Origin of the sequence: Geobacter sp. 60473, from assembly GCF_036323535.1 — a bacterium.
In the GTDB taxonomy this organism is placed as follows: Bacteria; Desulfobacterota; Desulfuromonadia; order Geobacterales; family Geobacteraceae; genus Geobacter; species Geobacter sulfurreducens.
Genome location: NZ_AP028967.1, coordinates 3,687,886 through 3,711,114, shown reverse-complemented (window position 1 = coordinate 3,711,114; position 23,229 = coordinate 3,687,886). Strand labels below are relative to the sequence as shown.

23 protein-coding genes and 1 tRNA gene are annotated in these 23,229 nt (G+C 57.1%); 12 read left to right on the top strand and 12 right to left on the bottom strand.

The features are described 5' to 3' along the window. Positions 1-187: 187 nt before the first annotated feature. Both AABA48_RS16995 and AABA48_RS16990 read right to left on the bottom strand, forming a co-directional pair. Positions 188-1,594: a sigma-54-dependent transcriptional regulator gene (locus AABA48_RS16995; RefSeq protein ID WP_286351424.1), complete on the bottom strand. Its 1,407-nt coding sequence runs from the start codon at positions 1,592-1,594 to the stop codon at positions 188-190. Then, the gene (locus AABA48_RS16990; protein ID WP_286351423.1) at positions 1,587-5,411 is read right to left on the bottom strand and encodes a PAS domain S-box protein; all 3,825 of its coding nucleotides are present in this window, start codon (positions 5,409-5,411) and stop codon (positions 1,587-1,589) included. Before AABA48_RS16990 ends, AABA48_RS16995 begins: the two co-directional genes overlap by 8 nt. A 413-nt stretch (positions 5,412-5,824) precedes the next feature. On the opposite strand from AABA48_RS16990, the gene AABA48_RS16985 reads away from it, so the two are divergent. Both AABA48_RS16985 and AABA48_RS16980 read left to right on the top strand, forming a co-directional pair. Next, entirely contained in the window at positions 5,825-6,787 is a 963-nt protein-coding gene (locus AABA48_RS16985; protein ID WP_338270742.1) for a BglII/BstYI family type II restriction endonuclease, read from the top strand. After that, positions 6,774-7,418, top strand: a complete 645-nt coding sequence (locus AABA48_RS16980) for an MT-A70 family methyltransferase (protein ID WP_338270741.1) — start codon at positions 6,774-6,776, stop codon at positions 7,416-7,418. Before AABA48_RS16985 ends, AABA48_RS16980 begins: the two co-directional genes overlap by 14 nt. 594 nt (positions 7,419-8,012) lie before the next feature. On the opposite strand, the gene AABA48_RS16975 is transcribed toward AABA48_RS16980, so the two are convergent. Together AABA48_RS16975 and AABA48_RS16970 are read right to left on the bottom strand one after the other, a co-directional pair. Further along, positions 8,013-8,603 (bottom strand): ImmA/IrrE family metallo-endopeptidase, encoded by a 591-nt coding sequence (locus AABA48_RS16975; protein ID WP_338270740.1) that lies wholly within the window; start codon positions 8,601-8,603, stop codon positions 8,013-8,015. Continuing rightward, entirely contained in the window at positions 8,590-8,952 is a 363-nt protein-coding gene (locus AABA48_RS16970; protein ID WP_338270739.1) for a helix-turn-helix domain-containing protein, read from the bottom strand. Before AABA48_RS16970 ends, AABA48_RS16975 begins: the two co-directional genes overlap by 14 nt. 515 nt (positions 8,953-9,467) lie before the next feature. Between AABA48_RS16970 and AABA48_RS16965 the strand changes: the two genes are divergently transcribed. Further along, a complete protein-coding gene (locus AABA48_RS16965; protein ID WP_338270738.1) occupies positions 9,468-9,686 on the top strand; it encodes a hypothetical protein in 219 nt (72 codons plus the stop codon). A 249-nt stretch (positions 9,687-9,935) separates the two neighbouring features. Here the strand turns inward: AABA48_RS16965 and AABA48_RS16960 are convergent, their stop codons facing one another. From AABA48_RS16960 to AABA48_RS16935, 6 genes are all read right to left on the bottom strand, one after another. Next, positions 9,936-10,331 carry a hypothetical protein gene (locus tag AABA48_RS16960; RefSeq protein ID WP_338270737.1) on the bottom strand — a complete coding sequence of 132 codons (396 nt, stop codon included), beginning with the start codon at positions 10,329-10,331 and terminating at the stop codon, positions 9,936-9,938. Between the two features lie 523 nt (positions 10,332-10,854). Then, positions 10,855-12,029 (bottom strand): IS3 family transposase gene (locus AABA48_RS16955; protein WP_338270298.1). Its coding sequence is split into 2 segments (ribosomal slippage): positions 10,855-11,759 and positions 11,759-12,029, totalling 1,176 coding nucleotides; the frame shifts between segments, so codons are not numbered across the junction. Between the two features lie 500 nt (positions 12,030-12,529). After that, positions 12,530-13,564, bottom strand: a complete 1,035-nt coding sequence (locus AABA48_RS16950) for a tyrosine-type recombinase/integrase (protein ID WP_338270736.1) — start codon at positions 13,562-13,564, stop codon at positions 12,530-12,532. A 191-nt stretch (positions 13,565-13,755) separates the two neighbouring features. Next, positions 13,756-14,406, bottom strand: a complete 651-nt coding sequence (locus tag AABA48_RS16945; protein ID WP_338270735.1) for a helix-turn-helix domain-containing protein — start codon at positions 14,404-14,406, stop codon at positions 13,756-13,758. Positions 14,407-14,412: 6 nt separating this feature from the next. Beyond that, positions 14,413-14,598, bottom strand: a complete 186-nt coding sequence (locus tag AABA48_RS16940; RefSeq protein ID WP_254278314.1) for a hypothetical protein — start codon at positions 14,596-14,598, stop codon at positions 14,413-14,415. Next, entirely contained in the window at positions 14,588-14,794 is a 207-nt protein-coding gene (locus tag AABA48_RS16935; protein ID WP_338270734.1) for a helix-turn-helix domain-containing protein, read from the bottom strand. The genes AABA48_RS16940 and AABA48_RS16935 overlap by 11 nt, the downstream gene beginning before the upstream one ends. Before the next feature lie 110 nt (positions 14,795-14,904). Between AABA48_RS16935 and AABA48_RS16930 the strand changes: the two genes are divergently transcribed. Beyond that, positions 14,905-15,342 carry a helix-turn-helix domain-containing protein gene (locus AABA48_RS16930; RefSeq protein WP_338270733.1) on the top strand — a complete coding sequence of 146 codons (438 nt, stop codon included), beginning with the start codon at positions 14,905-14,907 and terminating at the stop codon, positions 15,340-15,342. Positions 15,343-15,696: 354 nt separating this feature from the next. On the opposite strand, the gene AABA48_RS16925 is transcribed toward AABA48_RS16930, so the two are convergent. Further along, positions 15,697-15,772: transfer RNA gene (locus AABA48_RS16925), tRNA-Phe, on the bottom strand. Positions 15,773-15,872: 100 nt separating this feature from the next. Continuing rightward, the gene (locus AABA48_RS16920; RefSeq protein WP_286351422.1) at positions 15,873-16,436 is read right to left on the bottom strand and encodes an elongation factor P; all 564 of its coding nucleotides are present in this window, start codon (positions 16,434-16,436) and stop codon (positions 15,873-15,875) included. Positions 16,437-16,533: 97 nt separating this feature from the next. Here AABA48_RS16920 and AABA48_RS16915 point away from each other — a divergent pair, with 97 nt between their 5' ends. The 8 genes from AABA48_RS16915 (at position 16,534) to AABA48_RS16880 (ending at position 23,224) form a co-directional block, all read left to right on the top strand. Continuing rightward, positions 16,534-16,731: an RNA-binding S4 domain-containing protein gene (locus tag AABA48_RS16915; protein ID WP_286351421.1), complete on the top strand. Its 198-nt coding sequence runs from the start codon at positions 16,534-16,536 to the stop codon at positions 16,729-16,731. A 13-nt stretch (positions 16,732-16,744) separates the two neighbouring features. After that, positions 16,745-17,986: a DUF898 family protein gene (locus AABA48_RS16910; RefSeq protein WP_286351420.1), complete on the top strand. Its 1,242-nt coding sequence runs from the start codon at positions 16,745-16,747 to the stop codon at positions 17,984-17,986. After that, positions 17,983-19,056 (top strand): M48 family metallopeptidase, encoded by a 1,074-nt coding sequence (locus tag AABA48_RS16905; RefSeq protein WP_286351419.1) that lies wholly within the window; start codon positions 17,983-17,985, stop codon positions 19,054-19,056. Before AABA48_RS16910 ends, AABA48_RS16905 begins: the two co-directional genes overlap by 4 nt. A gap of 48 nt (positions 19,057-19,104) precedes the next feature. Next, positions 19,105-19,845, top strand: a complete 741-nt coding sequence (locus tag AABA48_RS16900; RefSeq protein WP_254278310.1) for a 3-oxoacyl-ACP reductase family protein — start codon at positions 19,105-19,107, stop codon at positions 19,843-19,845. Between the two features lie 134 nt (positions 19,846-19,979). Next, positions 19,980-21,185: a beta-ketoacyl-[acyl-carrier-protein] synthase family protein gene (locus AABA48_RS16895; RefSeq protein WP_254278309.1), complete on the top strand. Its 1,206-nt coding sequence runs from the start codon at positions 19,980-19,982 to the stop codon at positions 21,183-21,185. Further along, positions 21,182-22,222, top strand: coding sequence for a beta-ketoacyl synthase N-terminal-like domain-containing protein (locus tag AABA48_RS16890; protein ID WP_254278308.1), 1,041 nt, complete (start codon positions 21,182-21,184; stop codon positions 22,220-22,222). The genes AABA48_RS16895 and AABA48_RS16890 overlap by 4 nt, the downstream gene beginning before the upstream one ends. Next, positions 22,215-22,601: a 3-hydroxyacyl-ACP dehydratase FabZ family protein gene (locus AABA48_RS16885; RefSeq protein WP_254278307.1), complete on the top strand. Its 387-nt coding sequence runs from the start codon at positions 22,215-22,217 to the stop codon at positions 22,599-22,601. Before AABA48_RS16890 ends, AABA48_RS16885 begins: the two co-directional genes overlap by 8 nt. Beyond that, the gene (locus AABA48_RS16880) at positions 22,601-23,224 is read left to right on the top strand and encodes a LolA family protein (protein WP_286351418.1); all 624 of its coding nucleotides are present in this window, start codon (positions 22,601-22,603) and stop codon (positions 23,222-23,224) included. Before AABA48_RS16885 ends, AABA48_RS16880 begins: the two co-directional genes overlap by 1 nt. Positions 23,225-23,229 lie beyond the last annotated feature (5 nt).

Genomic DNA, 23,229 nt, shown 5'->3' with positions numbered 1-23,229 from the left:
ACGGGAGGCGCGCCGGCGGGCTCTGCAACCGAAGTCGCAATGCTCCTTTTGTCGCACCGCTTTATTGGTGCCGCACAGCATGGGGGGGGAAATACCAACGGTTACCGTACCGATGGGACCTGACGGGGGAAAATGGAGGGGGGAAGAACGTGAGACTACGATGGGGAAACCACTGGAGAGATGGGGTTCAATCCCCGCAGCGCCGGCTGAGCCGCTTGTTGAGGGCCTGCCTGCTGATGCCGAGATAGGAGGCGGCTATGCCCTGATTCCCTCCGGCGCGGGCCAGGGCCTGGGCAGTGAGGGCTTCTTCCGCCTCTCTCAGGGTGGGAATCCGGTCTCCGAATCCGATACTGGTCGCCAACTCCTGGAGGGCACAGGATGGCCGACCGGACCGGCCTGCCCCCATCGCATCCAGAAAGCTGTCGATGGACAGCATCTTACCGCCATGGCGGGCAACGGCGTCGTAGACCATAGCCTGCAGCTCCCTGACGTTGCCGGGGAAATCATAGGTGGCCAGATAGCCGTACAACTCGTCGGGAGGGGTCGGCTTCCGCTTACCGAGGACGTCGGCAGCTCCGTCAAGAAAATGGTCGACCAGCAGGGGGATGTCCTCTTTCCGCTCCCGCAGAGGTGGGATCTGCACGGCATGGGCACGGAGGCGGTAATAGAGATCGCGGCGAAAGGCGTTCTCCTCGATCAGATGCGGGAGATCGCGGTTGGTGGCGGCAATGATCCGGGCTCGGCTGGCGCGCGGGGTGTCGGCGCCGAGGGGGTAGTACTCCTGTTCCTGCAGGAGCCGGAGGAGCTTCACCTGGGAAGCTGCTCCCAGATCGCCGATCTCGTCGAGGAACAGGGTCCCCCCCGCCGCCTGTGCCAGCAGCCCTTCCCGGTCGCGGTCGGCGCCGGTGAATGCGCCGCGGCGATGGCCGAAAAGGGTGTCCGAGAGAACCACATCGTCAAGCCCGGCGATGTTGACGGCGACAAATTGCCCCTTGCGGCCGCTCACCCTGTGGATTGCCCGGGCCACGAGCTCCTTTCCCACCCCTGTTTCGCCGCAGACGAGCACCGGTTGGGGAGATCCGGCCACTGCCTCCAGATACTGAAAGACCGACCTCATGCGAGGGCTGCGGGTGAGAATGGGCGCAAAGGCTTCCTCGTGCTCCAGCCGGCCGGAAAGGATGTACGCGCGAAGGGAGTCCACCTCGCCGCGCAACGCCCGCATCTCCATGGCCCTGCGGACGCTCGCCAGCAGGCGTGCCTCTTCAACCGGCTTCACAAAATAATCAAACGCACCCGACTTCATGCACTGGACTGCCATATCCACTTCGTTGGCAGCGGTGACGACGATGACCGGGATCTGGGGGTAGTTCGCCACGATCTCCCTCAGGAGGTCGTAGCCGGGAAGGTGGGGCATGTACAGGTCGAGGATAATCAGCGCCACCTCTTGCCGGGCAAGAATATCCATGACCCGACGGCTGTCGCTTTCGGTGACCACCGAGGAAAAGCCGCAGCTTCGGAGCGTGACGGAGGCGGTGAAGAGGATTTCCTCCTCATCGTCAACAAGAAGAATGGGAAAAACCTCGGTATCACGCATGGAATTCCCTCTGGGGCAGACCGGCCATCCTGCCGTTGCCCGATGCTTCCGGCAGGGTCACCGTCACGGTAGTCCCCCCTCCGGGCTCCGATTCGAACTGGAGCGAACCATTGTGCTCCTTGATGATTGTTGCGCAGATGGAAAGGCCGAGCCCCGTGCCGCCCCGCTCGAGCCTGGTTGAGAAGAACGGCTCCGTGAGTCGCGCCATGACCTCTTGCGTCATCCCTTCCCCTTCGTCGCGCACGGTAATGACAACGGTGGACGCCGCACGGTCCGCCTTTGTGGAGACACTGAGCCCAGCATCCTTGCCCGGAAGGGACTGGAGGCCGTTCATGATCAGGTTGATCACCACCTGCTCCACCTGTTGCGTCCGGCCCAGTGCGCTCGGCAGGTCTTCGTCGAGATGAAGCTGGAAGTTGTCGGTGTGGCGATGGATGTGATGGGTGAGGATGAGCGCCGCATCCCTGATGATCATGTTCACGTCGATGGCGCTGGGGCCGAAGGCGGTGTCGTCCCGGGCGAAATCCTTCAGGTTGCCGACGATGGCGCTGATACGTCGGGCCCCCTCCCTGATGCCGAGGAGCAGACGCGGGACGATCCGCTCCATCTCCTCGAAGGGGAGACCTCCCAGAGAGGCTTCTCCCGAGGATTCGCGGTGTCGAGTCAGAATGGGCATGACATCCTGCCAGACCTTTCCCATGATGCCTGCGTTCCCCTGGATAAACGTATTGGGATTGTTGATCTCATGGGCGATGCCCGAGACGAGCACCCCGAGCGACGTCATCTTGTTGGCGTGAATGAGCCTGGCCTGAGTATTGCGCGCATCCTCCTCCATCCTGATCCGGTCGGTAATATCGCGTATGGAGCAGTAGATGACCTCCTCATTGCGAAGGCGGATGGTCTTTCCCCAGACGGAAACAATGATGGCTTCGCCGCTCTTGCGGACATTGCCGAGCCGGTCCACTTGAAAGGCGGCCGGCTCACCGGGCGGAGGGACCGCCCCAATGAAAGTATTATATTCTTCCGGAGCAATGAATGACCAGGGGCCGAGGCGGATCAACTCTGCACGGGAGTGGCCGAAGAGGCTCTCCGCCGCCGGGTTGGCGTCGATCACGTCGAAGCTCTCGCGCCTGAGCAGAATGATGGCATCCTCGTTCTGCTCGAATAGTTCGCGGAAGCGCTCCTCGCTTTCCCGGAGAGCCGCCTCTGCCTGCTTGCGGGCATCGATGTTCCGGGCAATGCCGGTGGTGCCGACCACTGCACCGTTCTCTTCAATGACCGGCATCTTGATGGTCTCGAGCCAATGGCGCTCTCCCGACGTCTCCTCCAGGGGCTCTTCGATACACCGCTGCTGCCGCAACGCCATCACAAGCCGGTCATCCTGACGGTAGTGCTCCGCCAGGTCCCGGGGCCAGACATCAAGGTCCGTCTTTCCGACAAGATCACGGCACGTGGAGCCGCAAGCCCGGGCAAAGGCTTCGTTGACGGCAACAAACCGGCTTTCCGTATCCTTGAGCCAGACCAGGTCGGGGATGTTATCGAGTATCGCCTGCTGCTGCCGCTGAAGGGCGCGGATCGCCCGTTCCGCGTCCCGGATCTCAGTCACGTCCAGCATGACGCCGATAATCCCCCCCGCCGTGCCGTCATCGCCGGGAAACGCAGCCTTGTAAAACACCATCTGACGTTCGTGACCATCGGCGAACAGGACCGGGGCCTCATATTTCTTCAGCCCGCCATTAGCATTGAGATCCTCGTCCATCCGGACGTGGAGGTCGGCCAGGCCGGCTGGAGCCACGTCGTGAACAACCTTGCCCGCCAGGTCCGCGGCCGTGACGCCAAAGGCCGACTCGAACGCGCGGTTGCACCCGATATAAAGCCCCTTGGCATCTTTGAAAAAAACGGGGTTCGGCATGGTGTCGATGAGGATTTTCCTGAAGCGGAGAGTGGCTTCGAGGGCTTCTCGTCCCCGGGTCCGCATAATGGCGACGCTCGTCAGATTGGTGGCCCGCTCGATCCGATGAAGTTCGGGCTTGCCCGGCGCTCGGGCCGACCGATAGTAGACGGTGAAGGTGCCGAGGAGCTCACCGGTGCCGGCGATGATCGGAGTGGACCAACAGGCCTTGAGCCCGTGAGCAAGGGGGATCTGGTGGCATTTTGCCCAGGCCGGGTCGGTGGCGATGTCGGCGGCAATGACCTGACGCCGCTCGTGGGCGGCCGCACCGCAGGAGCCGATGGCCGGACCGATCCGCGTTCCGTCCATGACCCGATTGTACTCTTCGGGAAGGCTTGGCGCCGCCCCGTGCCGCAACCGCTCCCCAGCGGGGTCAGCAAGGAGAATGGAGCAGAGCCCCCCGTCTGTCTGGCCCTCCACGGCCAGACAGATTCGCTCAAGGATGTGCGTCAGGGGCGCACCGCCGGCAATGAGCTCCATGATCTGGTTCTCAAGGGCCAGCAGCTTCTGAATCCGCTTCTGGTCGGTTATGTCCTGATACGACATGACGCTCTTGCCGGTGCCGGGAATAACCTTCACGTTGGTGAGGATATGGCGGACAACGCCGAAGCGGTCCACAAAGTCGAACTCGTAGGATGAAGGGACTGCGTGGGCATCGATCCGGCGGCCATAGTGATAACCCAGCATCCACTCGCGGCACTCGGCGGTCACGAATTCGGTCCAACTCCGTCGCTCCTCGAGCTCCTCGCGGCTGAGGCCCGACAATCGCACGAACTCGTCATTCACCAGGGAAAGGGTCGTATCATCCTCGATGATCACTGTAGCAGTGCCGGTGGTCTCAAATACGGCGCGATACTTCTCTTCCATCTTCCGGCGCTCGGTCACGTCGCGGACCGTCACCAGATTGATCCGGTGCTTCTGGAATGTGACCGCCTTGAGCGACACTTCCGTTTCAATCAAGGTGCCGTCCTTGCGACGGTGCTGCCAGGAGAAAAACGAGACTTCTCCCTGGAGGGCGGTGGCGAGAATATCCCGGATCCGGTCGGCGGATGCGTGGCCATCCGGTTGCAGGGGGGGCGAAAAGTCCACCGGCGACCGGCCGATGATCTCCTCCCGCCCGCAGCCGAGCAGCCGGCAGGCCTGCTCGTTGCAGTCGATGAATGCATCGTCCAGAAGAAATATCCCTTCGGCAGATCCGGCAAAGAGCTCCCGATACTTCTCCTCGCTTTCCGCGAGGATATCCTCGTAACAACGGCGGGTTGCCAGCAGGGCATAGGAGAGCGCAGCGAATACGAGGGCGATGATCATGGCGGAGATGATCACGTCCCTGCGGGCCTGTTCGTAGTGGTTCAAGAAATCCTGTTGCCTGACCCCCACGTAGAGCGCGCCGATCACATTACCGGCCTCGCTCCTGATCGGGTCGTAGGCGGTGAAGTACGGCACTCCGAGAATCATGGCCTCGCCGCGATAGGGTCTCCCCTGCCTGAAAACCGCTTCGAACGCTGGCCCTTCCAGCCTAGTCCCCACCGCCCGGCTGCCGTCTTCCCTGCGAACGCTCGTGGAAATCCGGGTGTTCCCCATGAAGATGGTTGCCGTGCCGCCAAATATCCTGCTCACCGTGTCCGGCAACTCAAAATTTTCGTTCAGCACAACATCGCCGAGCAGCATCCTGTCGCCATCGACGTGAAAGTCTCCCTCCTTGGAGCGCACAAGTTCCCAGAAGGCCTGAAGTCCCTGCTCCTGCTGGATCTTCGCCCGCATTCCGGCCTCTTCATTCAGATTTGAAAGATAATAGGAGGTAGCCAGGGAAATGGCGACAATAACGATCAGGATGTAAAGTACGACAAAAACACTGTGTTTATTCATTAACACCACTCGATATACCAGCTAAACAGTTTCAGCAGTGTAATTCTTTTCGTATCTTTTCAGTAAACATTGAGAAAAAATTTCTGACTTGTCGATTTCATGGGGGGCGTGGTGGGACTAAAACAAAAAAAGGCTTCGCGGAAAGTCCGCGAAGCCTTGATTTTTATGGTGCCCAGAGACGGAATCGAACCGCCGACACGAGGATTTTCAGTTAACTGCTCAGGTTGAAGTAGTCAATGATACTAGCATGTTGTGCGCTATTCGAGAGACGGGTGTAGTCCTAACCAATTAGTTGTTCTGATGCGACTTTTTCTGTCTCAATAGCTACGCTGCGGGTTATCCTAGCGCTTCCCACTAGCGTTGTGATGTGCTATTAATCCTTTAGCAGGAAGAAAAGTAGGCGAGAGGATAACGTGACCAGAAAAAAAGGGAAAGCAGCGCTCAACGTCGGAGATCGGAGTGCTGTCGATGCTGCTGAGGCCAGTGTCGCTTGTGTCACAGAAGCAGAATTGGATGATGATTCTGGGGATGTAGAAGGTGAGGGAGATGGTTCTGATGTAGCTTTTGCTCCTGGGCCTAGCGCAGATGCTTTTTCGGAGGTCAGTGGTTGCATTGATCCGGAAGTCTTGAAGCTCTACGACGTGTACAGCTATCAGCACGCTGCGGCTATCCTGAAAAACTCGTTTCCGACCGAACTGTTGGAAATCGAAAATGCTTTACTCAACTTCAAACTTAGCGTTCGGGACATCGGAAATCCGGGCGGCAACGAGTCGGACATCCCGAAGAAGCTCTCGGCTATGCTACGCCCGGCAGGTTGGCTGGAGACAAGAATTCAGGGTGATCTGGTAGTAAGGCTGCTGGAACAAGGTGAGAGCATCCTTACTTCTGGAAAAACAAAGAAGTACAAGCTCCCAGAGAAGGAGCACCACACCATAAAAGGTTATATTGATGGCCACAAAATCGATTATGTGAAGGGAAGGGTATCTGTCGATTTAGAGTGGAACAGCAAAGACCAAACCTACGACAGGGACCTTTACGCGTGTCGCATATTTCACGAATGTAAGGTTATCAGCATCGCGGTTTTAATTACTAGAAGTGAGAAGTTGAACGACATTTTCCCGAATATCCCGCAACTGAGTAAAAATGGTAGTATCGTCTACAATAACAACGGTAAAATCAAGTCTGTAAAGAGCAAGTACGGTGCTAGTACTACCTGGATGGGTAAATTGCTATACCGCTTGAATGCTGGAAGGCACGGTGGTTGTCCGGTTCTCGTTTTCGGCATTCGACCGGACATTGTTACCGATTACACGATTGGACAAACGCTGGAACAAACGGTTGATTTGCTAAAAGAGGGGAAAAATGAAGGCATCTGAAAGTCTGATTGAACAAGTCGGAAACAATCGGTACTCCACCATCCTTGCCGACCCACCGTGGCAGTTCCAGAACCGTACAGGCAAGATGGCGCCTGAGCATAAACGGCTGAACCGTTATCCGACAATGACGCTAGAGGAAATTAAGGAACTTCCCGTCAAATCAATAACTAATGATCCTGCGCACCTGTACATGTGGGTGCCAAACGCTCTGCTTCCTGAAGGGCTGGAGGTGATGAAGAGTTGGGGGTTCTCCTACAAGACAAACCTGATTTGGTACAAGGTTCGTAAAGATGGTGGGCCTGATAGAAGAGGGGTTGGTTTTTATTTTCGAAACGTCACAGAGATTCTTCTCTTCGGGGTACGAGGGAAAAACGCAAGGACACTTCAGCCCGGTCGGAGCCAAGAGAACATCATTACAACCCAGAAGAGAGAGCACAGTCGGAAGCCTGACGAGCAATACGATTTGATCGAAGCGTGCAGCCCAGGACCTTTCCTAGAGCTTTTTGCTCGTGGCCCTCGTGACGGTTGGGCCGTCTGGGGTAACCAATCTGAAGAGTACATGCCTAACTGGAATACTTATGCAAATCACTCTCAGACAAACGTGGCACCATTAGTGGCAAAATCCCGTTAACAGTCGGCACCGTCAATAAAAGAATAAATGATTGGTTCTTTGCCTAGGATGAAAATGCAACAGCCCCCGTTACTTGCGGGGGCTGTTGACATTACTTTTCCTTCCTAACTCCCTTGAAGGGGGTTCCATCGGCTTTTTGGTCCATGAACCTGCCGGTTTCCGTGTCTCGCTTCGTCCAGGTCTCGGTTTTCGGGTTGTAAACCTGACTTCTCCCAGTTACCTGCCCATGTCTGTGACCATCACCGGTCGGTGGATTTTTCGCCATTTTTTGTCTCCTTTACTTGCTGGGTTGAGGAGGGGGATGTTCCCCCTCCTGGTTGCATTTAGGCATCTACCCAGATGGGCCACGCCTTGCGACCGTACTGGCTTGCGTAGCGTCGAACACCTTTGATGGTGATGTACGCGACGAAAACCAGACGCTTCCCTGGTCTTTCCACAATCATGTGGGCACCTATCCTTTCCGGCAGGCGATTATTAGACCTTGCAGGCTGGGAGGTTATTTGGTAATTTATCCACTTAGAGAAATACCCCGCTGCAAGTCCCCAAAGCCTGCCTTTTGGGGAAAAGCCTTGATGTGCCACCATCAAGGCTTTTCTAATTCAGTATTTTCAAAGCTTTTAACCTCGTTTTCAGAAATGGTAGATTCACTCCGAAGGTTTCAGCAATTTCTCCCAGACTGGCTCCATCACGCAAAATCATCCGTAGAGGATTTTCTGGCATAAGTAGCGCTCCTGCGAATCGCCATGCTTGCCATTCTGGGTTGCGATAAATCGGGATATCATCTTTGCGATAAAGGTGGATGCCGTCTTCACCCTTGGCTTGCCGGAACACCTGTGTACGACTTCTTTGCTGCAACTGAGGAACATGCAAGAAACAGTGGCCGGTTTCGTGGGCCTGTGTCGATCGGAAAAAGTTCAAGCTGGATTCATCTGTGGCCAAGTCTTCCTGAAAGATGACCTGCTTGTTTGCGCTGTCGGTCAGACCATAAATTTCAGGCGGCAGTTCATTTGAATACACCGGAATCACGCCGGTCAGATCTTCCAGTTTTGTATCTACGAACCGGTGAACATCGAATGCCTTGCCGCCTTTCAGGACTTCCGGTTGATACTGGACAATGATATTAGTGGCAAGATGATCGATTTGCACACCACTCATGCCTTGGAAAAGGAAACTAGGTACGGTCATTCTGGGTGCCCTTCTTTTCAATCATGTCAGTTATCATTGCAGTAAGTTCCTCCTCTGAATACAAGTCGGATGCACGGAGTAATTGCATGTTCAGTTCAGGTCTTTTGCGGAAGATGGTTTTTGCCTCTGCTTGAAGATCCATCTCTAATTCTGCTGCCTTCACCAATCTACCGTCAGTTATTTTCAGATAGGCTTCAATCTTCCTGACGGTTTCCAGTGCCGGGGCCTTACGTCTGCCTTGCTCAATGTCGGATATATATCCTAACGATAAGCCGGCTGCCTGACTGACTTCCTTCAGTGTTTTTTCGCTTTTCTTTCGAGCCTCCTTTAACAATTGCCCGAAATTCATTTGGGCGTTCCCCTTTCTCCCCCCTCCACTTCCCCCAAGGGCGGTTGACAGACCATAGCAAGTCACGCAAATTATGCGTAATGACACTGTGCCAGCAAAAAAACGACTTGTCAATTAATTTTACGCAAAATGTGCGTAACTTATTGCCTGCTGCGAGGTCAAGGATACTAACGAGTAGATTGGCTATATGTTGTTATAAACTTTTCGCACAACCACAACATATAGCAATAGCTTTTTGGTTGTCAATCGATAATTTGTTGCCGAACTAGCTAATATTAAATGACAATTGCAAGCGATATGAAACCCTATATAGCCGTATTGGCTTAAGGTGGAACTTGACCGCTTGTCATCTATCCATATATCCATATCTCTCTCCTTGCTGTGAAAGAACTATTTGCTCTTTTCTTGCAGAGGAGCGATAGTAGGTAAGAAAGGACCCTTCTCTGTTGATCTATTTGGCTGAGTTGCTTGTGTCCGAGTGGTGGCTTGGGCGGAATCGGGAAGGTTGGCAAAACATGGCAAAACCTGACAAACTTGGCCACCAGGAGGCGTTGCATACCGCCTATATCATGACGTGCATGTGGTCGGATTTTATCGAGAACCATGAAGCGGTGTCGTCGAATCCGGAATTGAAGACCCAGGCCGAGAGGATTAGCGAGGCGCTTAACGACTTTTATCAGGCCGTGGCTCGGGTCACGGTTGAAAAATTTGCTCGGAACGTGGAGGAACCATGATGTGCGCACCAATCGAGAACATCATAAGTGTCCTGATAATGAATTACCTCGATCATCGCCGTTGGCCTCTATGTGATTCACGACTCGAAGAAGCCCCGGAAAAGGTAAATCTCTATCGTTACAGACAGAAAAACGATAAAAAGTTTGCAAGAAAGGCTGTCGAAAGGGGGGGGATTGCCTACAGCACCCCCCTAACCGGAAGACCACAAAAAGGGCCCTTTCAAGAGGCCCTTTTCGTTTGTCCGGCTGTCATGTTTCGTTTCTAGCGGGTTTACTTGCCTTTCCTTCAGTCGGTAACGAAGCTTGCTCCTGAAGCCTTCTTTCTTTTGCTTTGTCCAGAAGTGTCGGGTCATGTCCCATTGCTTTAAGTAACGACCGTTGCCGATATTCAACATCAACGCTTTTCCGGTATTCGTGCGACAACAGACCGACGAACCCCATTACTTCGGGCATCACCGCTGCGCTTGGTGGCGTCGACAAAATCGACTTAGGAGGCCAAATTCCGAACTTCCGATGAAAGGCGGCCGACACCCATCCAAGAGCATAGCCGCGCTGTTTGGCGATGGCAAGCAGTTGTGCATACCAATCTTTTCGCTTCTGAGATACTCTCTGCTTTTTACAGCAAATGATGGCTTTTTTTTTCATAGCAACTCAATCCCTTTGCGCATCATCTGTAATGACAGCACAACAAACGAAAATGCTTATGCGACAGCTGATTTCAATGACGTTGCCATGACGACGTCACAAAAAGCAACGTGTCTGCATACAGTTGCATCCTCGATGACATCACTAGGAAAACGGGGAGATGAACCAGGTACGACCAAGGTCGGCAACTAACGGTATTTTTAGTGTTTTTCCTATGGCGCCATTGGGAACGCAGACACGGAATGGCCTTAGCATATTTGCTGACGCCGTGATTGTCCTTGTGGTGTCGTTTTTTCGTCTTTTAATACGGTGAGTTAAGTTCATAATGACATTGCTCCTTTTATCTTGCCTTCAAGAATCGCCATTAGCTTGCCCCACCTCTTTGATAGCGCCATTTTTGGGGCAGAAAACCGGACCCGCCTAACAGACGGCACATCAGGTGCCGGACAAATGACGCCATATAGGTCTAAACTGGCTTCCCGTGCGGGTCTGGGGTCGGTCGTCAATAGCGGACACCAAAGCCCTATGCTGCTCTTAGCTCTTTGAAATATCTCCGCTCATAGGCAGCAGGCGAGAGATAGTCCAATCGCTTCTGGCGCCTTTGGCGGTTGTAGAAGATTTCGATATACTCTGTGATCTCCTGCATCGCTTCGCGCCGGGTGGCGTAGCGGCGATGATGGACCAACTCGTTCTTCAGCATTCCCCAGAAACTCTCGATGGGGGCGTTGTCGTAGCAGTTGCCTCGGCGGCTCATCGACGCCTGCATGCCGAACTGTTCAAGTAATTTTCGGTACTCCAGGGCGCAATACTGGCTGCCCCGGTCCGAATGGTGGATCAACCCTGCCGCCGGACGCTTGGCCGCCACGGCGCGGAAAAGGGATTGGCTAACCAGGTTCCTCGTCATCCTTTCGCCCATCGCGTAACCCACGACCTCTCCGGTGAAGAGGTCTTTATGGCCGGCGAGATAGAGCCAGCCCTCGGCGGTGGGGATGTAGGTGAGATCGGTTACCCAGACCTGATTGGGGGCTTCGGCCGCAAAGTTCTGCCCCAGAAGATTCTCGGCAACCGGCAGCGAGTGGTCGGAGTTCGTTGTTGCCTTGAACTTCTTCACTTGTTTGCAGCGAATGCCATGTGCCTTACGGATGCGCTTGATCCGGTGGACCCCGACCCGAACGCCGTGCTCGGCGAGATCGGTCTGTAATCGTTCCGGTCCGTAGGTTTCCCGGGTTCTCTTGTGAGCCGCCTTGATCTCGATGACGAGCCGTGTCTCCTCTTTCTGACGTGGCGAGTCCGGGCGCTTCAGCCAAGAGTAATAACCGCTTGGCGAAACCTCCAGAGTTCGGCAGAGCAGAGGCACAGGGAACTCAGATCGAAGCTCTTTGATCACCGCGTACCGGGCAGCGACTCCTTGGCAAAGTACGCGGCGGCTTTTTTTAGGATGTCGCGCTCCTGCTTGACCTGGGCCAGTTCCCGCTTGACCCGATCGAGTTCTTGCTCGACCTCGGTCAAAGGGCGCTGCTGGCCCCCGATGTCCCCGAGCTTCCCGGCCTTGAACGCTCTCACCCAATTTTCAAGGGTGGACTTCGGCAGGGAGAGCTGGCGGGATGCCTCGTAGGCAGACACGCCGTCTTCAACAACCAATTTCACGGCCTCGCTCCGAAACTCCTTCGAGTAGCGACTGTTAGGACCTCTCATCATTTCGACACCTCCGTTAAATGGGGTAATTAACATTGGTGTCCGATTTTTTCAACTTACCCCAGTCTGTGTAGAGTGGCTATATTTCGCATTTACACCCTCTATATGAGTTTATTACTATTTTTCAGGTAGTTAGTGACGCTCCCATAGAACGCCTTTTATCTTGCCTTCTGTCATCAATTTCGCGGGTTGCGAATTGGCCGTGGTCGAATACTTGGTCGGGAAGGTTGCGGAAGAATCCCGGGGCCTCATCGTCCTGCATCCAGAGGCAGATTTGGCGACGCTGATGGAGCGGCAGAGCAGCGATAAATGTGGAGAGATGATCGTGTGCGGCATCCACGAAACCGCCCAAGGCTCTTTTTATTGTTGAGGCAGTGCAACTGACCCCGGGGAACGTCTCGCAATAGGCGGTGTAATGCCCACGGCACCCTCTGACCATGACCGATATTTCACTCGATCCAACCTGCCAGACCTCTCCTACAAATACTTTCATTCTTTCCTGGCTAACCAGTGTTGGCGTCCCCCTTTTTACGCTTGATGAAAGCGTCGAATTTCTTGCTTTCTTCGGCGAGGTAATCACCCAGAAGATGGGTGTAGATTTCGGTTGTCTTACTCGTTGAATGTCCCATCACCCCTTGAATCGCTCGCAGGTTCAAACCTGCCGCCAAAGCGTGAGTCCCGAAGCTATGACGAAGAAGATGGTGATACACTCTTCTCTCAATTCCGGACTTTTCGGCTGCTCTTATTAAGGCTTTCCGAATACCATCATAGGGCTTGCCCGTCTTCGGGTTCACAAACAGGTAGCCCCGCTTGGTTTTCTCAAGAGCCTTTTCGAGTTCTTCCCGTAACCGGTTCGTGGTGATGGGGATTATTCGTTCCTTATTTCCTTTGCCAGTGAACAGGATCAGATTTGTTTTCAAATTGATTGATTCCGCCTTGAGCTTAAGAGCCTCAGAGCGCCGCATTCCGCCATCGTATAGAAGTAGTAAAACTGGCCTGTATTTCGGCTCAATGTGGGCGATGATTGCTTCAATTTCATCGGGGTGAGGAATGTTGGGTTTGGGGGCTTTTACCTTCGGGAATTTTTTTATTTTAAACGGCAGGGGCTCAGCATATCCGTTGTCCACCGCCCAATTGACGAGCGATGAAAAATAGGTCAGCTCCTTGTTGATCGTACGTTTCGAAACGCCCGTTGCGAGTCGATGGCTCTTGAATTTTTCAATCAGGCCAGGTGTAAGCCGATTGAAGAAAAGATGCCCGAAGAACGGCACAAGATGCTTTAAACAGGTCTTCGCATCGCGTAGCGTCGTTGGTTGATAATTGTTTGCCATCTCCTGAAGCCAGTCTGGAATGGCATCAACGATCTTGGGGTTGATTGGACTCGAATTGACGTGCTGTCGACGGATTTCGAGCTCCAGCGCCCTAGCTTCGGCTTCATTTCCTACAAAATGGACTCTCACCCGCTTGCCCTTACGGCCCTGTGGGTAGTAATCGATGATCCAGGTATTCGCTTTGGTAGGATGTTCACGAACAGACATCTTCAAATCTCCAACCCGAGTTTTCCACAAGGGTTCTCACTCTTTTTAAAACCTTTATCTTTATTTCTCTTTAGTGCCGCACCCATGCGGCCCATTTGGCTCGAAAACCCCGCACCCATGCGGCCTATTGGAGGGGTAATACCCTGCACCCATGCGGCTTATTTTTAGCCCGCTCGAAAACTGTGGATAACTCAGTCCGCCATCCTGGCCTGGAACTTTTCATAGAAGCTCTGAAGCTGTTTTCTCAGTTCAGGGTCCGAAATGTCGCCGATATTCACCTGAAGGTTTTGACCTCCGTTGTTGACTTGGAGGTACAGCCGTTCGATGTTGATGATTGTGCCCGTGTGCTGCCCGGTAACGAGGTAGTTCCTGATTTCTGCCGTGGCTTCGGAAATGGTTGCCGGCAGATAGTCCCACGTTGCAACAGCAGCAGGGCGACCCTCATCATCAAGCATGTGAACCTTTTCACGGAGCGTGTAGATGTTCTGGCGCCCCTTTTTCTCTTTTGCTATATAGTTCAGTTCCTCAAGCTTTTTGACGCATCTTGTAACTTGATCTGGGCTGATTCCGGCCTTTTTTGCGATGGTCTCGATAGCCGGAAATGCACACCCCGTGTGATAATTTGCGTGGGCCTTGATGACCGCGTAAACCAAGAAAGTCGTCCCTCCCATCTTGGCGGCGTCACCGCTGTCAATCATCGTTCTAAATATGTGAAACCATGTGGTTTCGGCTTTGAATAGCTCTTGCTGAACTGCCTCTGCTTTCACCCTGGCTCGTTGCCGCGTTTGGATATTTGGCCCGACTGTGGTATCGGTGTTAATGTTGGTCTGGACCGTTTGCATGGGGTTTTAACCTCCGGTCTTCCGGGTCGCATTAAACTCGCGTAGCGCCTGTCTGTCGCCTGCGACGACTTTGCGCGCGAGGTTCTTCAGGTCGAGTTGCGCTTGGGACGGCAAGAGTTGCCGGAGCATCATTACGATCTCATCTTGCTTTCCTTCGATCGCTGCCAGCCTCTTTTCGACCTCATTGTTCATCCGGTCCCCCCTGCTGTCCTGTGAGATTCGAAGAGGAGCTTTGGGCTAAAAACATATCAAGGTCACTTTGTCTAACTCGGATTGTTCGGCCGATAACAATTGCGGGAATTTTGTTGCCTTTCACCCAGCGGTAGGCCGTAGCTCTACAGACCTTTAAATCGTCTGCAACTTCTTTAAGGGTCAAAAGGGTTTCCATTTGTAGGCTCCCGTGCTAATTTGTGATAAATTCAGACCAACAACAAACTTAAACGAACAATAGTATAAAATATTATACAAATCAATACAAAAATATTAGACCGGTGACTTATGTCTTCATTAGGCAAGCGGATAAAAAAAATCAGGGAAGAACGTGGTCTAAATCAGGAGGCTTTTTCTAGAGAGCTAGGGATTTCTAGGGCGAGTTTGGCCAAGTTGGAGCTCGGTGAACAAAATAATCCTGGCGCACAAATAATTTCTAGATTGGTGGAGCTTGGTTACAATGCGAATTGGTTGTTAACCGGGAAGGGGGTTGTCTATTTCAATGAAACAGACATTCACTATGATAGAGAGTTGCTAATTAAGGCATTTACTATGCTTGAAAAATGCTTATTGGCTAAAGAACGTAGTATAGATGTCGCAAATAAGGGTAAAATTGCGGTAAAATTTTATGAGCATTTAATAAAGTACAATATAGTTTCTACTCAGGACAATATAATAGAAAAAGAAGCTTTGGAGTTGTTAGATTTTTTGTCATTTGACAGATAAGGAGATTATTGTGGAAAATAATAAATTTTCTGATTTTGCTAGTGATGGCTTGACAAAATCTGTCAAGCCGCAATTCGATTATAAGAAGGCGTTGTTTGTATCAACATTTCTTCTAATTTACGTTCCAATTCTTATACTTGATGCCTCTCCTCTTGCCAAAGATAAAGACTTTAACATCTTTCTCGGAGGCTTAATCATTGGACTCCCGATTGTATTTTATTTACTCGGCCGGCTTCTGATCTGGAAACGCTAAGAGCTTACTGCCCGCAAGACCTTGGCGGCAATGTAGACATTTGTAGTCACAGCAGAAACGAAAAAAGGCTTCGCGGATGATCCGCGAAGCCTTGATTTTTATGGTGCCCAGAGACGGAATCGAACCGCCGACACGAGGATTTTCAGTCCTCTGCTCTACCAGCTGAGCTATCTGGGCGAAAAGAGCTTTAGGTTATAAACCGAAGCAGGGTTTGTGTCAACCCTTTTTTCGAGCAGTCCGGAGCCGGCACGAGGATATTCAGCCCCCTGTCCCCCTCTCAGGCACGGGAGATGAACCGGCAGTCGCGGGTGTCGACCTTGATCTTCTCGCCGACCTCCAGATAGGGAGGAACCTGGAGGGTGAGGCCTGTTTCGAGGGTCGCCTCCTTGGTCTGGGCGGTGGCGGTGGCATTCTTGATGACCGGCGGGGTGTCGGTGACGGTCAGCTCCACCACCTGGGGCGGATCGACACTGACGAGCCGCTCCTGGAAGAGGCCGAGGACCACCTCGGTGCCGTCGAGGAGGTAGGGCTGGATCACCTGGAAGGACTCGGCGTCCATCTCGAACTGTTCGTAGGTCTCCAGATCCATGAAGACGCCGCGGTCTCCGTCGGCGTAGAGGAATTGCCCCTTGTGGCGCTCGAAGTCGGCCTCTTCCACCTTGTCGCCGGAGCGGAAGGTCTTGTCGAGAACCTGGCCGGTCAGGAGATTGCGGTAGCGGGTCTTGACCATGGTGCTGGCCCCCCGGGCGGACGGGGACTGGAAGTGGACGTCGAGGATGAGGCACGGGGCGTTGTCGAGCTTGATGACGAGGCCGCGTTTGAAATCGGATGCGGTAAGCATGCGTCGTTCTCCCTGGGTAAAAAATCTCGCTATTCTTACCAGAAAAATGCTACAAAGACAACCGTATGAACGGGGCACGATGCCCCGCGGAGAGCCCATGAAGATCGATACCGACCACATCAAGCTCGACAGCTTTCTCAAGGCGGCGAACCTGGTTGCCAGCGGCGGCGAGGCAAAAATCATCATCGCAGAAGGTGCCGTGCGGGTGAACGGCGAAACCGAGCTTCGCCGGGGCCGCAAGCTTCGCCCGGGAGACCGGGTGGAGGTGGCGGGCGAGTATTTCGTCATTGAGTAGCCAAGGAGCGGCTGTGGACCGTGAGACCGTAAGCTGCCCCGCCTGCGGGTTCAGCAGGGACATGCCGGCCGGGACCATTCCCGACGGCGCCCGGGTCACCTGTCCCCGATGCCGGGATACGTTCCTGTTCGCCCGAGGCACTGCTGCCGGAACCGACCCGGTTCCGGCGATCGCGTCTCCGCTGGGTGCGGAAGCAGCCGTTGCCGCCCCGGCGACCCCGTCAACGGCCCGCCCCCGGACCCTTCGCTTCAGCTTCACCGGCACGGCCAGGGAATACTTCGGCATCTGGATCGTCAACACCCTTCTCAAGATCCTCACCCTGGGGGTCTATTCGGCCTGGGCCAAGGTCCGCAAGCGCCGCTACCTCTATGGCAACACCATGCTCCAGGGCGCGCCCTTCGACTACCTGGCCGACCCCCGGGTCCTGTTCCGGGGCTGGCTCATCGGGGTGCTGGCCTTTCTGCTCTATACCCTCGGGACCAATTACAGCCCCACCCTCTCCTTCGCCCTGGGTGCCCTGTTTTTCGCGGCCGTGCCGTGGCTCGTGGTCCGCTCGCGCCTCTTCAACCTCCGCAGCACGAGTTACCGCAACCTGCGCTTCACCTTCCGGGCCGACTACCGCCAGGCCTACCTGGTCTACGGGCTCCTCTCCCTGCTGGTGCCGCTGACCCTGGGACTCCTCTACCCCTACGCGGCCTACCGGCGAAAACGGTTCCTCGTGGAAAACTCCGCCTACGGTACGACCTCATTTTCCTTCACCGCCACGACCAGGGATTTTTACCTCCTCTACCTCAAGGCCGTGGCAGGCTTTGTTGCGATCGTGACAGTGGCGGTCCCGCTCCTGTTCCTGGCCGGAGGGGCGTTCCTCCCTGCAGGTACGGGGGGGACCTGGCGACTGGCAGCCGTGCTGCCGGCGCTCCTCATTCCCCTGGCCTACCTCTATTTCGCCATCTATGTCAGCACCAACGAGACGAACCTCGTCTGGAACGGCACGAAGGTGGCAGGCGCCCGCTTCACCAGCTCGCTCCGGGCCCGTCACATGGCATGGCTCTACCTCTCCAACGCCGTGGCCATCTTCCTGACCCTGGGGCTCATGATCCCATGGGCCACGGTGAGAGTCCTCCGCTACCGCATGGAGAACCTGACCGTCCTTGCCACCGGAGATCTGGAGGAGTTTGCCGCGGCACCGACCGAGGAGGTTACGGCCACCGGCGAGGAGATCGGCGACATCTTCGGCATCGATGTGGCCTTATGAGTGAAGCACGCGGCCTGTTCTACAACGGGATCAGTTCAGCCCAAACCGCGGTCACGCTGGTTGTGGAAGGCTCGAAGCTGAGAGTGCGGGGAGAGGGAGTGGAGCGAACCTACCCCATCGACGAGGTAACGGTTTCACCCCGGCTGGCAACGGTCCGCCGCTCCATCCGCTTCCCCGACGGCGCCCTCTGCGAGCTCTCCGACGAACGGTTCGCGGACGGCCTTCTCCGCCGCCAGGGAAGGGGACGAAGCTCGGCGGCGCTCCACCGGTGGGAGAGAAGCCTGCCCCGCGCCCTCGTAGCCCTCGTCCTGACCGTCGCGGTCATCGCGGCTTTCGTGACGTATGGCATCCCCGCCCTGGCACGAAAGGCGGCCTTCGCCATCCCGCCGTCCACCGAAGAATCCCTGGGGCGGGAAGGGCTTGCACTCCTTGACCGGATGGTGTTCACCCCCTCCCAGCTTCCGGACGCGCGCCGCCGGGAACTGACCCGCCTCTTCGCCCGAATGACCCGCGAGCTTCCCTTCGCGGGGGGATACCGGATCGAATTCCGGCGGAGCGACCGGCTCGGCGCCAATGCCCTGGCGCTGCCGTCGGGAATCATCGTGGTGACCGACGGTTTGGTGAAACTGGCAAAAAACGACGACGAAATCGCCGCGGTCCTGGCCCACGAGATGGGGCACGTGCGCAACCGCCACGCCCTGCGCCACGTCCTCCAGAATTCCGCCACCGGGCTTCTGCTGGCAACCATCACCGGCGACATCACCTCGGTGACATCCCTGTCGGCAGGGCTCCCCACGGCTCTGGTCGACGCCAGGTTCTCCCGCGAGTTCGAGGTGGAAGCCGACGACGCGGCGGTCGCATATCTCCACGGCAAAAGGATACCGCTTTCCCGGTACGCAGATATCCTGGCCCGGCTCGAACAGGATCACCAGCGCAGGGCCGGGGAAGGAGAGGACCGGAAGAAAGAGCGTTCGCTCAGCGACTACTTCTCCACCCACCCGGCCACCGACGAACGGATCAGGCGCTTCATGGCGAACGGTGACGGAGCAGGCGCTCCCACGGGCCGTTGACAGCCATCTCGCGGGGCATCGCCCACCACCTACAGGAGAGACAATCCCATGGAATTCAAGGATAGCATCGTGGTCGTCACCGGAGGCACCCGCGGGATCGGCCGGGCCATTTCCCTTCACTTCGCCCGGCAAGGTGCACTGGTGACCGCCGCCTACCGCGCCGACGATGAGGCGGCCCGCTCCCTGGAAGCCGAGGCGGCGGGGCTGCCCGGCTCCATTGCCACGATACGGGCGGACGTGAGCACGGCAGAGGGGGCCATAGCCGCCATTGACGCGGCGAGCAGGGAGAGCGGCACCCTCCACGTCCTCGTGAACAACGCGGGGATCATCCGGGACGGTTACCTGGCCATGATGGCCGAGGACGACTGGGATGCGGTCATGCGGGCCAACCTCTCTCCTCTCTTCCACTGCTGCAAGTGGGGGGTGCGGAAGATGCTCGCCAGACGAAGGGGCGCCATCATCAACCTATCCTCCGTATCGGCCTTTGCCGGTACTGCCGGGCAGACCAACTACGCCGCAACCAAGGGGGCCGCGGTCAGTTTCACCAAATCTCTGGCCCGGGAAGTGGGCCCTCTCGGCATCAGGGTGAACGCCGTGGCGCCGGGACTCATCGAAACGGAGATGATTGCCGGCATGAAGCGGGAGATGGTCGATCGGATTGTGGGTAGCAGCATCCTCGGCCGCACCGGGCGCCCGGAGGAAGTGGCCGAGGCCGTGGCCTTCCTGGCCTCGGACCGTGCATCCTACATAACCGGCCAGTGCCTGGTGGTCGACGGCGGAATCCTCTGACAGGCCGTGCCACACCGGCGGAGACCGGCAACTTTTCTTTGCCTTCGCCGGACCGTCCGGCTACAATATCACCATATGGCAGTTATCCACTAAAGAGCCTTGCCCGGCACTTCGAGCCGTTCGAACGAATCACGATGGACAAAACCCGTATCGCCATAACCGGCCTCGGCATCTTCTGCGCGGCCGGCAAAGACCTGGCCACCTTCACCGACGCTCTCCTGCACGGACGCAGCGGCATCGGACCGGTGGATCTTTTCGACGTTTCGCCCTTCCCTTCTCACATCGGAGCCCAGGTGCGCGACTACTCCCCCCTGGACTACTTTGACCGGGCCGACGCCCGGCGGCTTTCCCGCACCGACCAGTTCGCCGCCGTTGCAGCGGCGGAGGCCCTCGGTATGAGCGGCGCCGGGAAACACTACGATCCCTTTACCGTGGGGGTCTGCGTGGGAGCCGGTGCATCGGGGATGATCCACGGCGAGGCCTGGCTCCGGGACCGGCTTGCGGGCGGCAGGGGACGGCCGGGCGACCTGCGCTGCATCCTGCCGGACCGGACCACCACCGCCCTGGCGGAACGCTTCGGCCTCTGGGGCTATCAGGGAAGCATCACTACCGCCTGCTCCTCGTCGGCCACGGCCATCGGCTGGGGTGCCGACCTCATCGCCACGGGTCAGCTCGACGCCTGCCTCTGCGGCGGAAGCGACACACTCTCTATCCTCACCTATGCCGGATTCAACTCTCTGCGGGTCGTCGATCCCGAGCCCTGTTCCCCCTTCAGCCTGGGCCGCCAGGGAATATCCCTCGGCGAAGGGGCGGCCTTCGTGGTCCTGGAACGGGAGGAGACGGCACGCAGCAGGGGCGCCCACATCTACGGCCGCGTTCTGGGCTATGCCCTGGCCGGCGAGGCCCATCACATGACCGCACCGGAGCCATCCGGGTCGGAAGCAGCCCGGGTAATGCGGGCCGCCCTCGACAATGCAGGGGTTTCTGCCGGCGATATAGGCTGGGTTAACGCCCACGGCACCGGTACCCCCCTCAACGACGTGGTGGAAAGCAAGGCCATGAAGCTCGTGTTCGGTACTGACGTGAAACGCGTTCCTCTGGTCTCCACCAAGGGGATGACCGGCCACTGCCTGGGCGCAGCCGGCTCCATCGAAATCGTCGCCACCGTAACGGCCCTGGGGGCGGGGATTATCCCCCGGACCCTCAACTTCCGGGGGAGCGATCCGGAGTGCGACCTGGACTACTGCCACGACGGCCCCCGGCATAGTTCGGCAACCGTTGCCCTGTCCAATTCCTTTGCCTTTGGCGGCAACGTTACCTCGGTGGTGATCGGACGATGAGCATCCCGTCAATGGACATAGCCGTCACCGGCCTTGCCGCCATCTCCGCCGCCGGGGTGGGAATCGAACCGCTACGGGAAACGGTGGCACAGTGCAAATGCCGCCTCACCCCCATCCCCGTCGAAGTCCTCGGCGAGGGAGGATATCACTGGGGCAAGGCGGACGCCTTCAGGGCCGCAGACTTCATGCCCCCCCTCAAGGCCCGCAAGTTCGACCGGTGCAGCCTCCTGGCCACCGTGGCCGCAGGCATGGCCCTGGCCGATGCCGGCATCGACCCGAAGGGCGGCGACCCCACACGCATCGGCATTGCCCTGGGCTGCGGCTTCGGCGGCATAGCCAATTCCGTGGAGTTTCTGAGCGGCTACTTCTCCAGGGGAGTGGAAGGGCTCGTGCCCATGCTCTTCCCCAACACCGTTGCCAATGCCGCCGCCAGCAACGCCTCCATCGAGCACGGTCTCAAGGGACCCAACGTGACCCAGGTGCAGCGTTTCTGCTCCGCCGAGGCCGCCATCCAGATGGCCTGCCGCTTCCTGGAGGAGGGGCGGGCCGATGTGATGCTGGCCGGCGGAGTGGATGAACTGACTCCACTGATGATGGCCGGTTTCCGGGCCGCGGGCCAGTTGCGGACCTATGCCCGCTCCTTCAGCGAGGGGTGCGGCATCCTGGTCCTCGAGCGGCGGGACCATGCGGAGCAACGCGCCGCCAGGCTGCGGGGCCGAATCACGGGACTGCGAACGGTGGGCATGCTGCCCGCCGGCCGGGAACGGAAGGCGGTCGACCGGCTCATGCCACCCGCGGCACCGGCCCTGGTGTCGCTCTCGGGAGTCGCAGCCGACATCACAGCCCTCACCGCTCCACTCCCTGCCGTGCCGACTTTGGAATCGGGCAACCTTATCGGACGATCCCTGGCCATGGGGGGGCTTGCCCTGGCCTCGCTCCTGCTGGTCCTCCCCGAAGGTGCCCGGGGGCTCCACCTGGCAGCGTCGCCCGAAGGACCGTACCACGCCATCGACGTCACCGGGGGTATGCGTGCATAGCCCCGCTCCGTGGGACTTCCTGCCTCATCGCTATCCTTTTCTCGTCCTCGACCGTATAATCGCCAGGGAGCCCGGCCGATCGGCCACGGCCCTCATGCGGACGACCGCCGGTACGCGGGGATGGTCCTCCCTGCTCCTGCTGGAGGCCATGGCCCAACTGGGCGGCATCGCCGCAGCGGACGACGCAAACGGCGGCGGCATCCTTGCAGCCGTTGACCACGCTGACTTTCACGGCACGGTGGAAGCGGGAGATACCCTGACCGTCTCCGTGACAGTCGTAAAATCGTTCGGCCCCCTCCACCTGATCGCAGGCGAGGTGACGGCTGACGGGCGCCCGGCCGCCTCCGCCACAATAACCCTCAAGGTAGGAAACCTCTGATGAAGATAAGCCGCCTCGCACGCATTCTGCTCGCGTTGGCAGTCATGGCGCTGGCTGTCCCCGCGCCCGGCCAGGCAGCACGGATCTCTCCGCGGGAAGGGCTCGAACTCCTCCGCTCGGCCTTTGCCGGGGTCAACGACTTCACCGCCGAAATCACGCAGGAAAAGCAGATCGCCCTTATGAAAAAAAAGCTGGTAGCGAACGGGATAGTCCGTTTCCGCAAGCCCGACAGCTTCATGATGGAACTCAATCCTCCCCACGCCAGCCGGGTGTTGCTGCGGGACAACGTCATCTCCACCCTGCTCCCCGCCGACGGAGTCCGGCAGAAGATCGTACTTCCTCCTGACGAAGGGCTCGCCCGCTGGTTTGCGCTCATGGAAAAACCGGTCACCTCGCTCCCCGACGGGGTCGCCGTCCAGGCGGAGCGAAACGGCGACGCCGTCACTATTTCCATAGCCCCTTCCCAGGGACGGGGAGTGAAGAACCTTCAGGTCATACTCGCCACCGACGGAAAACTGAGGCGAGTGATCATCGAAGAGCAGAACCGGGACCGGACCGTCATCTCCTTCCGCAATGTCCGCCGGAACGTGGGGCTCACCGACCGCGACTTCAGGATAGAGTGAGGGTA